The following is a 14,109-nucleotide window of genomic DNA, read 5'->3' on the forward strand; positions in this document are numbered from 1 at the left end:
GTTATCGTCGAAGGTGTTTTTTTGAGAACCATTTATTTCAATATTCCTTCAATAAATATTGAAAAGCCCACAGCAACTAATCAAGAAGTTTCACATTCAACCTAAAAACAACAAACCAATTAACAACAACACATCATGAAAAAAATAACGATAAAAACCACAGCAATCCTTATGGGACTGATCATCATCCTTTTTTTGGGATGCAAGAAAAAAGATTTGTTAGCCAATGTGGATACGGACTATGAATATCTTCCGCAGGATGTAAAACAATCTTGCACGGTTTCGGATTCTCTATTTAATTCCTGGTTTGCTGGCAAAAAAGCAACTGAAAACGGACTGGTGTCTCCTGCCAACAGTGTCACATTTCCGCACAATAACAATTGCGATTTCTACCAATGGTCTGAACAGATGTTTTTATGGATTACCTCGCCATCATCTGGCTCTTATGGTAATAAAGGAACCATCATGGAATCGCCAGTTTTTTACAATGTTTCTCCTCAAGATCCTGTTACAGGAAAACGCAAGCTTACAGCGCACCAACCCAATGTTTTGTTGAATGCTGCTAGTACGATCAATCAGAGTGGTCCTAACAGATTGCCTGTTTTGATAGACAAGTCTGGAAAAATGTTCGAAATTGAGTCTCAAAAGAAAGATGAGAAAGTAAAAAATGATGCCAATAAATTAGTTCTACTCGGCAGCGTAAAGGCCGATGCAAAAGGCATTCATTCTTTTCTGGATACCAAGGGCAACGTTATAAAAAACCCAAAACCAGTTATCGATAGTAAAATTAAACCATCAGAGGTTGTACAAGAATTTAAAGTAGGTGCTAAATCAATTTTTCTTGATTCTAACGGCAACGAAGTACAGTCTGAGCAAGGCCAGGCAGGTTCTCACGGCGCTCTAATGGGCGAAAACAAATCGCTAGTCTACTACATAACAATGGTCAATGATGTTTATGCTTATTATCTCACAGGTGTTAATGAAGGCAAACTCAATGGCAATCAATTTCCAACTACCGCCTCAGCAAGAGATAGTATTGTTGCGTATGCAAAAACCAAAGGCTGGGCCATACCTCCAGATGCAGACGCACTCGCAATGGAAATTAAAACATCATGGGTAGAAGTCAAAGACTTGCCGAATCCAGAGACGTATGTAACCATCGAGGCCACTATTCCTACTTACGACAAAACAAACCCAAACAAATGGGTAGAAAATGGACAAACTACTGCAAAATTGGCTTTGGTTGGCATGCATGTCGTGGGCAGTGTTGCAGGACATCCTGAAATGATCTGGGCCACTTTCGAACACGAAAAAAATTCACCCAATAGTGCCTATGCTTATGTAGACAAAAACAATAAAATCAAGCAAGTTGCTGCAGATACTGGCAAAGGTTGGCTTTTTAATGGCAATGCCAGCGATACAACGGGAGCACAAAACATTCAGAACATGACCGCAAAAGGCAATACAATTCTTATTACTAATCCTGCATTAAAGAGCCCAACGGCAAGAAGAATTATGGCTTGGGGTGTTGCCTCAAATACGCCTCCTAATGCCGAAGACAAAACTCCAGCAGACTCTAATAGCCAAATTATCTCGATCAACAATGCCGTGCGCAGCAAGCTAGTAGGCAACGACATCAGAAAGAATTACTTACTCATAGGTGCTACATGGACTTTTGGTGGAGCCGCACCAAACGGAAACGTATATCCTTACGGAGGCACGAATGGTGACGCCATCGGCACAGGACAATTATCCAATAGTACTATGGAAACTTATGTCCAGTCTCCGTCATCTGCCTCTACAGAACAAAATGCGATTTCTTGTTTCTCTTGCCACAGTAATAGCAATAATAATGGCGTGCTACCAGATGATTTAAGTCACATTTTCGAAGATCTAATACCTTTACCCGCCAACAACAAAAGAGTTATAAAATAACACATAAGCAACATATTCGATGGTGAAATACCAATCGTTAAAATTGCAATTTACAGTAGAAACGAATTTTAATTTTTATCATTTAAAATTGAAGATTTCTTTCTAGGGCTGTCACCATACCGATAAGAGGGCTATAGTACTTTGTGCATATACGCCCTCTTTTCGGTATGATGTCGGGCTATCCGCGCTACTTCGGTAGCTTGCTACTATCCCTCATCCAAAACGACACGATACTGTTTGGGAGTTTTATAGTAGGTTTCAGGTTTCAGAACATTCACGCCATTTTTTTAGAAGCCAGACATAAAAATTCTTTTCCTATACAGTAATAAGAACTTTGCATACAGTCGAATGCTACTTTACAGTGGTCAAATCCAACTTGCATACGGTCGAATTCTACTTTACAGTGGTTAAATCTAACTTGCATACTGTCGAATTCTTTTTTACAGTGGTTAAATCTAACTTGCATACGGTCGAATTCTTTTTTACAGTGGTTAAATCCAACTTGCATACGGTCGAATTCTTTTTTACAGTGATTAAATCATGTTTTCAGTCGGTCGAATCCTGTTTTCAGTCGGTTAAATCATGTTTTCAGTCACTCAAATCAAGTTTTCAGTCGGTCGAATCAAGTTTTCAGTCGCTCAAATCAAGTTTTCAGTCGGTCGAATTCTTTTTTACGAAGACTATAATTAAACGGAAGACCTAACAGGTTTCTAAAACCTGTTAGGTCTAACTAAAAGAGAAGTATTTTTTATACAATATTATCAAGTAAAAAGGCCAGAACTCATTGCATTGCGTTCTGGCCTTTTGTTTTATCGTTTGTCCTCTTTAGAATAATTAGACAGTCCGTTTATATCTATCGGATTGCCTAAAAAATGTGGGTCACGATCTCGTAAAACATCAAAAAAGGCTTTAAAAACCGAAAGGTATTCTCTTGTCGTAACATATTGATAACCCAAATATTCGCCAGAATTGGCAGAATAGCCAACCGATTTGATGCCGAGATTTTGCCCGACATAAATTGCCCGATTCAAATGGTATTTCTGAGAGATGAGGGTCGCTTTTTTAATTTTAAAAATATGTTTGGCACGATACATCGTAGAGTAGGTGTCAAAACCAGCGTAGTCAATAAATATTTTGCTTGTGTCTACTCCGTGTCTAAAACAGTAATTTTTCATCACGGTTAGTTCGTCATATCCTTCACGGCCATTGTCTCCCGAAAGCAAAATTTTATTAATGCGCTTTGCTTTATATAGCAAAATTCCGGCGTCAAGACGATCCTTCAAATATTTGCTGGGCTGATCGCCATTGATGCCCGCTCCAAAAATAATTCCGACATCATTTTTAGGAAACCTTCTCATCGAGTTGTACACATGTTTTTTCGTCGTTGACTTCACATATAAATTAACCGACACAATGGCGATCAATCCAAGAATAGCGATATAAAACAGTATTTTTAAGTATTTTTTCAAATTTTATTGGTTTTAAGCATGAATACAAAAGGCTTTGGCCGCACAATTGTAAATTTTGTTTTTGCAAGCACAGGCTTTTTTGTCTTAAAGAAGTCCCGCGCGTTTTAACAAAGCTTCCGGTTTTGGTTCTTGCCCTCTAAAACGTTTGTACAAAATCATCGGATGTTCTGTGCCTCCCTTAGAAAGGACATTTTCTTTAAATTTTGTGGCAACTTCAATATTAAAAATCCCTTTCTCCTGAAAATAGTCAAAAGCATCGGCGTCAAGAACCTCAGCCCATTTATAACTGTAATATCCAGAAGAATAACCACCCTGAAAAATATGCGAGAAAGCAGTACTCATGGCATTTTCTTTTACGTCAGGATACAATTGCGTGTTGGCAAATTGCTCGGTCTCAAAAGTTTTTAAGTCGGTAATGCCAGTCGGATCCTGACCGTGCCACGCCATGTCTAATAATCCAAAACTCAACTGTCGCAACGTTGCCATTCCTTCCTGAAAGCTCGCACTTTCCTTGATTTTTTGTACATATTCTATCGGGATAATTTCTCCTGTTTCGTAGTGATTGGCAAACAAGGCCAAGGCTTCGGGCTCGTAACACCAATTCTCCATAATCTGACTTGGCAATTCTACAAAATCCCAGAAAACAGATGTTCCTGACAAACTAGGATAGGTGGTGTTGGCTAGCATTCCGTGTAATCCGTGACCAAATTCGTGAAATAGGGTTGTTACTTCATTAAAAGTCAATAACGATGGTTTGGTTTCTGTTGGTTTGGTAAAATTGCAGACATTAGAAATATGAGGCCTTTCGTTGATGCCGTCTTTTATGTATTGCGATTTAAACGAAGTCATCCAGGCGCCGTTTCTTTTTCCTTTTCTCGGAAAAAAATCGGCGTAGAATATCGAAACCAAATTGTTTTGAGCATCGGTTACTTCATAAGTCGTTACTTCTTCGTGGTATTTGTCAATGTCAAAAACTTCAGTAAAAGTGAGTCCGTATAATTTTTTGGCAACGGTAAATGCTCCGTTTAACACTTTTTCTAATTGAAAATAAGGTTTTAGTTTTTCATCATCTAAATTAAAAAGCTGTTGTTTTAATTTTTCAGAATAGTACGCACCATCCCATTTTTCTAATTGTTCAATTCCGTCTAAATTTTTCGCAAAAGCGGCTAGTTCTGCAAATTCTTTTTGTGCAGCAGGTTTTGCTTTTGCTAATAAATCATTCAAAAAAGAAAATACTTTTTCAGGACTTTCGGACATTCTTTCTTCCAAAACAAAATGGGCATGGGTTTTATATCCCAGCAAATTAGCTCTTTCAAAACGTAATTTGGCTATTTTTAATACATTTTCTTGATTGTCAAATTCGTTGTTCTGGAATCCTCTCGCTCCAAAAGCAATCGCCATTTTTTTGCGTAATTCGCGATTGTCGGCATAGGTCAAAAAAGGAATATAGCTAGGATGATCCAGAGTAAAAATCCAACCTTCTTTTTCCTGGTTTTTAGCCAGTAATCTGGCCGCCTCAATTGTACCTTCAGGCAAACCTGCCAAATGGTTGTAGTCGGTCAAATGCAATTCGAAAGCATTGGTTTCTGCCAAAATATTCTCTTCAAATTGTAATTTTAATTTAGATAATTCTTTATCAATTGCTCTCAGTTTGTCTTTTTTATCTTCGGGTAAATTGGCGCCATTTCTAGAAAAACTTTTATATTTTTTTTCTAAAAGTGTGGTTTGCTCGGGATTTAAATTCAACGTTTCTTTTTGATCGTAAACGGCCTTTATTTTGGCAAATAAAGCAGTGTTTAGTGTAATGTCATTACCAAATTCTGAAAGTAACGGCGAAACTTCCTGAGCAATTTTTTGCATCTCGTCGCTGGTTTCGGCCGAATTTAAATTGAAGAAAATACTCGAAAGACGATCCAGAATATCACCAGAGAAATCCATCGCTACCACTGTGTTCTCAAAAGTAGGTGCTTCTGGATTGTTGACGATGGCATCAATTTCGGCTTTAGCCAAAGCAATTCCTTCTTGAAAAGCTGGGGAACAATCTTCTATTTTAATTTGAGAAAAAGGCGCTGTATTGTGCTTTGTTATAAATTTTGAAAGTAATACGTTCATTTTGATATTATATTTTTTATGGATTGAAGTCAAAATTTTGAATTCCAAAGATAACAATTTATAAAAATGTAATCATCGATATGGAATTGATTATTGGCATAAAATACTCTTAAATTGTGTTATAGATTTGTTATTTATTGCTGTAGTAGATATTAAAAGCGTAAATTGAAAAAAACAATTTAGCAGTATAAAATGCTAATCATAAATTAAATAAAAAAAGGATGAATTATCAAGTTGTAATCAAGAATATAGATACGGTAAATGAAGTAGAAGGATATTGGTCTGATGAAGATTTTGTTGTTTTATTACAAAAATTCAATTATCCGGATGGAGCTACAGCCGAGAAAAGCAGTTTACCGGAATTATTAGAAATGGCCATTTCGGATTACGAACCTAACGAAGCTGCACAGATTGTATTAGACTATAAATTGGGAGAGGAATTAAGTGAAGGACAGATTGAGCAGATATCAAACAACATGTTAATTGATAAAGTGTGTGAGGAATATCCGGAAATACACATGCAAGGCAGATTATTTCATGTCAATCAATTGCTTTTTAAAGCTTACAATGGGAAATTTCCAAATGCAAAAGCGTCTGTTGTGCATTTCTCTATGACACCAACTAATGGCGAAGTACAAAAACTGACAGCCGAAAATATATTGAAGTTGTTGAATAATGGTTTGTCTGACAGAAACCTGATTAAAAGGTTGTTTGAAAATCAAATGTCTCAAAATATTCCGTTTCCTGAAGCAGAAAGTATTATCTGGGAATTGACAACAGAAGATGATGTAAACTATAATCTGGTTACTTCTGAGAATTGGATCAATAAGGATGATGTGATAGCATCTGAATTTGAATCTGTTTTGGAGCAAATTGAAGATGAAGCATAATTAAAAAAGACCCTAAAAACACAAAGGCTTCCTATAATGGGAAGCCTTTGTGTTGAAATATTCATATTATTTTTATTCTACAAGGTTTTCAAAACCTTGTAGGTGTTTTAGAAGTATTAATTGGGCTTTATAATCATACCTACAAGGTTTTGAAAACCTTGCAGGAATTAAAGAAATGCCTTATCTATTTAAGCCTTCAGCGGCTTTATTTACTGCTGCTTTCAGTTCTTCTTTGTAGGCAATAATCGTGTCAAGTACTTTTTTGTCGTGGCTTCCAATGATTTGTGCTGCTAAAATTCCAGCATTTTTAGCTCCGTTCAAAGCAACGGTTGCAACCGGAACGCCACCTGGCATTTGAAGAATCGACAAAACAGAATCCCAACCATCAATTGAATTGCTCGATTTTACAGGAACTCCAATTACAGGAAGCGGCGACATCGAAGCCACCATTCCCGGTAAATGCGCCGCACCACCAGCTCCAGCAATAATAACCGAAATCCCGCGGATGTGTGCATTCTTGCTAAAATCGAATAATTTTTCCGGCGTTCTGTGTGCCGAAACAATATCAACCTCAACTTCGATATTAAATTGTTTTAGTATGTCAATAGCATCCTGCATGACTGGCATGTCTGAGATGCTTCCCATTATAATGGCTACTTTGCTCATGTGGTTTTTTGTTTGTTTAAAACTGTTTTTTTTTGTTTCAGGTTTCAAGTTGTGAACTTTGACTAAAAACTAATTTTATTGTTATTTTTAAAATTTTATTTTGTGCAAACTTTATAAATTAGAAAAAATAATCCAACTATAAATAGTATTAAACACAAAGTAAGAATTATAAATAATAGGAAGCTTTTGATTCTTTCTCCTTTATACTCATTTTTATCTCTAAATATTTCAAAATGAGTTTTAAACAAATTTGAATTATCTGATAAATTTAAAAGGTTGCTAACTATTTCTATAAAATCCATTTATACTAATTAATCAAGATTGAAATAAACTTAAGATTTTCTAGTGGCTAAAAACGGATCACTAATTACTTTTCACTAATCACTCGAATCGTATTCTTAACCTCTTCAGCAATCCTTCTCGCTTCAGCCATATCTTCATTTACTATGGTAACGTGACCCATTTTCCTGAAAGGGCGCGTTTGTTTTTTGCCGTAAATGTGTGGTGTAACACCATTCCATCCTAAAATGGTTTCGATGTTTTCGTAAACAACTTCTCCGGAAAAACCTTCGGCGCCCACTAAATTGACCATAATTCCGGCAACTTTGCTGTCGGTATTTCCTAAAGGAAGATCTAAAATGGCACGCAAATGATTTTCGAATTGTGATGTATAACTGGCTTCGATAGAATAATGTCCTGAATTGTGCGGGCGAGGAGCAACTTCGTTGACCAGAATTTCATCATCGTGGGTTTGAAACATTTCGACAGCCAGAAGTCCGACATGATTGAATTTTTCTGAAACATTCAAAGCAATAGCTCTGGCTTTTTGGGCTACTTTTTCATCAATTCTGGCTGGACAAATTACATATTCAACCTGATTGGCTTCTGGGTGAAATTCCATTTCGACAACCGGATACGTTTTGATTTCGCCTGACGGATTGCGGCAAACAATCACAGCCAATTCATTTTTAAACGGAATCATCGTTTCGGCAATGCATTCTACGTTTGGCAAATTATCTAAATCTGATGTTTGACGAATTACTTTTACGCCGTTGCCATCATAACCAAATTCGGTACATTTCCAGACAAAAGGCAAGTTGATTGTTGAGTGTTGATTAACGATTGCTGATTTTAGATTTTCGAGATTCTCAAATCTTGCAAAGGGAGCGGTAGGTATATTGTGCTGCGCGTAAAAATCTTTTTGAACTCCTTTATTCTGAATGCCTTTTAATGTTTTTGGCGAAGGATATATTTTTAGGCCTTCGTTTTCTAATTGTGTCAGTGCTTCCAGATTGACCAATTCGATTTCAAAAGTCAAAACATCGACTTGTTTTCCAAAATTGTAAACCGTTTCATAATCCATCAAATCGCCTTTGAAGAACTGATTGCAGGCAATTTTACTCGGCGCTTCATCGCTCGGGTCTAAAACATAAGTCTGTATGTCAAATTTTCGAGTGTCAAACAAGAGCATTTTGCCCAATTGTCCACCACCTAATATTCCTAATTTAAAATCAGAAGAAAAATAATTCATTGTTGTGTGTTTTTGCAAAGATACTTTTTAATCTTTTTTTTGCCACGAATTTCACAAATTTCATAATTTTTTTCACTTATTAAGTTTTAAATTGACTCAATTAGTCTAAATCTGTAGCAAACAAACTATTTTATTTTCTTCAAAACTTCTCTGGCAACGGCTTTGTACGCAGCAGAATGAGTGTGATATTCTTTGTTGAGGATTATTTTTAGTTCAGGATGAATCCAGTTATCGTGATTTCCGAGAAGATATAAAGTTCTAATCGAATAGGCTTTTGTGGCCACTTTTACGTCTGTGATCAGCCAATCAAAAGATGTTTCGATGCATTGCTGAAGGTTTTTTTCTGAAAGGATAATGCTGTTTTCTGCTTTTTTATAATGAGATTTCACCAAAAGCTGAAGTACTTTTGCAAGAGGCCTAATAGCACTTTCGTCTTTTACACGAGGCATATTTTCGAAAAAGAAATCAAGATGAGGTTGTAACCAAACAAGCTCCCGGTAGGATATGAATTCTAAAATCCAACAGGCTTTGTGGTGCTTTTCATGATTAGGATCAAAACAAATCTGAACCAGTTCGTCAAAAAGGTGCTTGTTTTCTAAGATTTCTTGCGAAACTTTCAAGCGGCTCTCTCTACACGCCTGTACAGAGTTTAGTTTTATTTGCAGTTCAGAGGGCATCTTTTTTTAAATTTAATAAGGATCTAAAATAGGTAATTTAACGAAATACTGCCATAATAATTTACAGGAAGTCCGGGATAATAATATCGTGGGGTAGCGTTTCCAACAGCTGTCGCATTGGGTAAAATTAACGAAGCATATTTTTTATCAAATAAATTGTTTATTCCTGCTGCAAAATGGATAGTCAGTTTTGGAAGTATCTCTAAACGGTAGCCGGTTTTTAGGTTTACGACCTTATAAGCGTCAGAGTAAGCGGTATTTGCATCGTTCATCGGAATTTCGTCTACAAACTGAAAATCGGCGGCGAAATAAAGCCCTGAATTACTGTTCAAACTCAATCCTGCATTGGCTTTGTTGGCGGCAACTCCGGTTAGTTTATTTCCTGAAAAATCATTTCCGCTATCGATGAATTCTTTAAATTCATAATTTCCAAGGGAAGCCGAAACATAAGATATCATCCATAAAGAAGAATTTATGTACCAATTGTGTTTGACCAAAATTTCGATACCTTCATGAAGTGTTTTGCCAGCATTTATGCCCACATATTGATCATCGCCAATACGTTTTGCTACCAATAAATCTTTTATTTCCATTCGATACAAAGAAAATTCTATGTAGAGATTTTTATTCAAAAAATAATATTTTCCTCCAACTTCAAAATTATAACCATTTTCAGGTTTTATATCCGGATTGATGGTTCCTTCACTCGTAAGCGTTTCTTCTGTAGCCGGCAACGAAAATCCCCGGCTTGCCGAAAAATAAAAGGTTTTTTGTGTATTTGGCTTGAATAAAAGAGAAATTTGCGGCGAAAAAATACCGCTGTAAGCATATTTCTGAATCGTATTGGTATCGTAATTCTCTATTTCAAATTGTGTTTTGTTATAATTTAGCCCCGCTTGAAACTCCATTTTTTGAGAAAGTAACGTTCTTATTTGCGAAAAAACATTGTAAAAATGCCTTTTCTGTGCCGTTGCCGCCAGTTGATTTCCTTGTAAACTACCTAAACCATTATTTTGCTGATACCAATTTTCAAAAGTATTTCCTTTATAATTATCTAAAAAATATTCTATTCCCGCAATAAATTGATTTTCTGTTTCTCTGATTTTAAAGTTTCCTGAAAATTGTGATCTTGCTCCAGCAGCAAAAGTATTTTGTCGCAGAACATCAAAAGGACGCGGTTCATTACTGTCTTTATAATTGATAAAAACAGAGGTCGCATTGTTTAAACGATCATTAATTTTAAAATCATACGCCAATCCTCCTAAAACCGATTTGTATTCTTTATATCCTTTTGAAGCAGCCCAAGTAGGTGCCGCAAGTCGCGGGTTTGTCTCGTATACCGTCTTGCTAATCGAACTCGGTATGTACGCTTTCACGTAAGTGTAATTTGAAAAATAAGTAAGTTTGCTATTTTGCTTTTTGAATAATGCTCCCGCAAGCGTAATTCCTTCACGATGGTACGCGCTATTTTGTCGCCATCCGCTGGTTTCCAATTTATGATAACTGATATTTAAACTTGAATTCTTTTCATTTAAGGCATAATTCAGACTGTTTTTTAAGAGACCAAAAGAACCGAAAATGGTACTGATCGAGGTATTTTGCCCTTCGGTTTGTAAAAGCTGAGGTGTCACTAAAATAGCACCGCCCAAACCTGCGCCATAAATACTCGAAAGCGGGCCTTTGATAATCTCGATCTGACCAATGTTTTCTAAGTCAATATCATCAATGACTGTTTCGCTATTGCCAGATGTCAGCGGAATACTGCCGTAAAAAGCCCTTATTTTGTTGGTGCCATACGTGGTTCTGGCTCCAATACCCCGAATAGAAATGCGGGTGGTGGTAAAGTTAGATGATTGCATCAGCACACCCGGAATTGTATTGAGAACTGTGCTTATATCGGTGGTATTGTTTTGCAGCAATTCTCTTTTTGATAAAATGCCAACAGCGGCGGGAGTATTTAATAAGTTGCTGTCAAGATGCAGCGAACTTATAATAACTTCTTCGAGTTTTTCTCCTTTGATGGTATCATTTATTTTGCTTTCCTGTTCCTGTGCGATAATGTTCTGAGAAACAATCAGCCAGGCAATAAGAAAGTAGTATTTTTTAAAAATCATACCTATTATTTGTTTGCCGTAACTTTCCAAACGGTATTTCCGCTGTCGTCATTGACAAGAAGCGAACCATCATTCATAACGGTAACGGCAACAGGTCGGCCATAGACTTCGGCTTTGTCTTCATTGGAAATAAAACCTGTTAGAAAATCCTCTGGTTTTCCGGATGGTTTTCCGTTGGCAAACGGTACAAATACTACTTTGTAACCTGAAATTTTTTCGCGATTCCACGAACCATGCTGACCGACAAAAATTCCGTTTTTGTACTTTGCAGGAAAACTATTTTTGTTATAAAAAGCCAGTCCCAAAGAAGCCGTATGAGCGCCAACCGAAACATCTGGCACGATTGCTTTTGCAGCCAAATCTTTGCGTTCTCCTTTCGTTCTGGGATCTAAAATATTGCCATAATACGAGTAAGGCCAACCGTAAAATCCATTGCGTTTTACGCTGGTGATATAATCGGGAACTAAATCATCGCCCAGATCATCTCGCTCGTTAACTGCTGTCCAAAGTTCATTGTTTACGGGATTCCAATCCATTCCAACAGGATTTCTAAGTCCGTCAGCATAGATTTTTTCGCCGGTTCCATCGGGATTAATTTCCAGAATAGCGGCGCGACGTATCTCTTTATCCATTCCGTTCTCGCCAACATTACTTCCTGAGCCAACAGAAACATAAATTTTGGTGCCGTCAGGATTTGCAAGTAGATTTCGTGTCCAGTGATTGTTGTAGCCGCCTGCGGGTAGTTCTAGAATTTTTACGCCCTGAGTTTTGAGTTGTAAAGGATTGTTTTGATAAGGATAGCGGTATAATCCATCTGTGTTGGCGATATAAAAAAAGTCTTTTAGCACCAGCATTCCAAAGGGTTTGTTGAGATCTTTAATAAAAACTGATCTGGTTTCAAATTTCCCGTCTTTATCCGTATCTCTAAAAACAGTGATCTGATTTTTACTGGTTCTGGTGCCGCTTTCGACCACAAAAATATCATTGTTGGGAGCTATGTATGTCCAACGCGGATTTTCTAAACCATCAGCAAATTTAGAAACCGTAAATCCTTCGGGCGCTTTGGGCATAAGTCCTTCTGGCCATTTTACAATACGGCTAGAATTTCTTGCAGATTCTGTAGCATAAGGAGGTGGGAGCGTAATGTTGCCTACAGCTGTTTTTACAATATTTCCGGGCTGTGTGGCCAAAGTTTCTTTTTCTTCTTTTTTTACCTGGCCCATGCAGGCACTCATTATCAGTAATAAAGAAAGAGACAATATGGGTGTGGCGTTTTTCATTTCAATTTTAAGTTAAAAGTTTTAAAGACAATAATTTAATGATTTAAAAAATAAATTTAAGGAAAGATTTGTAAATATTAAGTGATATTTAACATTCTGAAAAAAGTATCATTACAATACAATTTGATCCGTACAGTTTGGTTGTAATTCTGTATCTTTGCACATTATTTTAAAGAGAAAATAATGATACAACTTCACGATAAACAATTTGTTCCGTTTATTTCGGCTACAGAAATTGATTTTGCTTTGACCAAAATCGTTGCTCAGGTAGAAGATGATTTTGCAGATGACACGCCCATTTTTGTAGGGGTTCTTAATGGCGCATTTATGGTTGTTGCAGATTTTTTAAAAAAATACAAAAGTCCTTGCGAAGTTTCTTTTATCAAAATGGCTTCTTACGAAGGAACAAGCTCGACCAATACGGTAAAGGAATTGATCGGAATTAATCAGGATTTAACAGGCAGAACCGTGATCATCATCGAAGATATTGTCGATACAGGAAATACTGTCGAAGAATTAAAACAGCTTTTTAAAGCCCAAAATGTAAAGCATTTTAAAATTGCTACCTTGTTTTTTAAACCGGAGGCGTACAAAAAAGACATTAAAATAGATTATATCGGAATCAGGATTCCAAATAAATTTATCGTTGGCTACGGACTGGATTACAACGGATTAGGAAGAAATTTGACCGAAGTCTATAAATTAGCCGAATAATTAGAAACACAACATAACTACATATTCATTTTAAACTTCTTTCATAAAAAATAGAAGTCACAACACTCACTCATATTATGATTAACATTGTTTTATTTGGAAAGCCAGGAGCAGGAAAAGGAACTCAGGCAGAATTTTTAAAAGAAAAATACAAATTAACACATCTTTCAACAGGAGATATTTTTCGTTTCAATTTAAAAAATGATACTGATTTAGGTAAAAAAGCAAGAACTTTTATGGACAATGGAGAATTGGTTCCTTGCGAAATTACCACAGCAATGTTAATTGACGAAGTAAACAAACATCCAGATACACAAGGGTTTTTGTTTGACGGATATCCAAGAACGTTAGATCAGGCCAAAGCGCTGGATCAGTTTTTGCCAACAATCGGGTCAAGTGTTACGGCTACTATTGCCCTCGAAGCCGATGACGAAATTCTAGTGGCACGTTTGCTAGAAAGAGGAAAAACCAGTGGAAGAGTTGATGATCAGGACGAAGAAAAAATTCGTGTAAGATATCAGGAATATAACGAAAAAACAGCTCCGCTAATTGGATATTATAAAGAACAAAATAAGTTTTATGCCGTAAATGGTATTGGGACTATCGAAGAAATTACAGAGCGATTAACGTCAGTTATAGATAATTTGTAGAAGCTTTTTCCAGCTGTACGTTGCAAGTCCTCGCTAAAAAAACTATTTTTCTAAACCATAAAACGAGCTTC

At 36.5% G+C, this 14,109-nt stretch carries 11 protein-coding genes; 4 read left to right on the plus strand and 7 right to left on the minus strand.

From position 1 onward, the window contains the following. The first annotated feature begins 135 nt into the window (after positions 1-135). On the plus strand, positions 136-1,935 hold the full coding sequence (locus J3495_RS14730; RefSeq protein WP_210667300.1) for a hypothetical protein: 1,800 nt from the start codon (positions 136-138) through the stop codon (positions 1,933-1,935). Between the two features lie 809 nt (positions 1,936-2,744). Here J3495_RS14730 and J3495_RS14735 read toward each other — a convergent pair. Together J3495_RS14735 and J3495_RS14740 are read right to left on the minus strand one after the other, a co-directional pair. Further along, positions 2,745-3,404 (minus strand): SanA/YdcF family protein, encoded by a 660-nt coding sequence (locus J3495_RS14735; RefSeq protein ID WP_210667301.1) that lies wholly within the window; start codon positions 3,402-3,404, stop codon positions 2,745-2,747. Between the two features lie 84 nt (positions 3,405-3,488). Continuing rightward, positions 3,489-5,516, minus strand: a complete 2,028-nt coding sequence (locus J3495_RS14740) for a M3 family metallopeptidase (protein WP_210667302.1) — start codon at positions 5,514-5,516, stop codon at positions 3,489-3,491. A gap of 221 nt (positions 5,517-5,737) precedes the next feature. On the opposite strand from J3495_RS14740, the gene J3495_RS14745 reads away from it, so the two are divergent. Further along, positions 5,738-6,406, plus strand: coding sequence for a hypothetical protein (locus J3495_RS14745; RefSeq protein WP_210667303.1), 669 nt, complete (start codon positions 5,738-5,740; stop codon positions 6,404-6,406). A 180-nt stretch (positions 6,407-6,586) separates the two neighbouring features. Here J3495_RS14745 and purE read toward each other — a convergent pair whose 3' ends face one another. The 5 genes from purE to J3495_RS14770 form a co-directional block, all read right to left on the minus strand. Continuing rightward, complete coding sequence (gene purE, locus J3495_RS14750; protein WP_210667304.1) at positions 6,587-7,072, minus strand: 5-(carboxyamino)imidazole ribonucleotide mutase; 486 nt, start codon at positions 7,070-7,072, stop codon at positions 6,587-6,589. Between the two features lie 367 nt (positions 7,073-7,439). Next, on the minus strand, positions 7,440-8,603 hold the full coding sequence (locus J3495_RS14755; protein WP_210667305.1) for a 5-(carboxyamino)imidazole ribonucleotide synthase: 1,164 nt from the start codon (positions 8,601-8,603) through the stop codon (positions 7,440-7,442). Between the two features lie 125 nt (positions 8,604-8,728). Next, complete coding sequence (locus tag J3495_RS14760) at positions 8,729-9,280, minus strand: hypothetical protein (protein ID WP_210667306.1); 552 nt, start codon at positions 9,278-9,280, stop codon at positions 8,729-8,731. 23 nt (positions 9,281-9,303) lie between these two features. Continuing rightward, positions 9,304-11,394, minus strand: coding sequence for a TonB-dependent receptor (locus J3495_RS14765; protein ID WP_210667307.1), 2,091 nt, complete (start codon positions 11,392-11,394; stop codon positions 9,304-9,306). A gap of 5 nt (positions 11,395-11,399) precedes the next feature. After that, on the minus strand, positions 11,400-12,674 hold the full coding sequence (locus J3495_RS14770; protein WP_210667308.1) for a PQQ-dependent sugar dehydrogenase: 1,275 nt from the start codon (positions 12,672-12,674) through the stop codon (positions 11,400-11,402). Between the two features lie 183 nt (positions 12,675-12,857). On the opposite strand from J3495_RS14770, the gene hpt reads away from it, so the two are divergent. Continuing rightward, positions 12,858-13,388 carry a hypoxanthine phosphoribosyltransferase gene (hpt, locus tag J3495_RS14775; protein WP_210667309.1) on the plus strand — a complete coding sequence of 177 codons (531 nt, stop codon included), beginning with the start codon at positions 12,858-12,860 and terminating at the stop codon, positions 13,386-13,388. A 77-nt stretch (positions 13,389-13,465) separates the two neighbouring features. After that, a complete protein-coding gene (locus J3495_RS14780) occupies positions 13,466-14,038 on the plus strand; it encodes an adenylate kinase (protein WP_210667310.1) in 573 nt (190 codons plus the stop codon). The last annotated feature ends 71 nt before the right edge of the window (positions 14,039-14,109 follow it).

Source organism: Flavobacterium geliluteum, from assembly GCF_017948595.1.
Classification (GTDB): domain Bacteria; phylum Bacteroidota; class Bacteroidia; order Flavobacteriales; family Flavobacteriaceae; genus Flavobacterium; species Flavobacterium flavipigmentatum.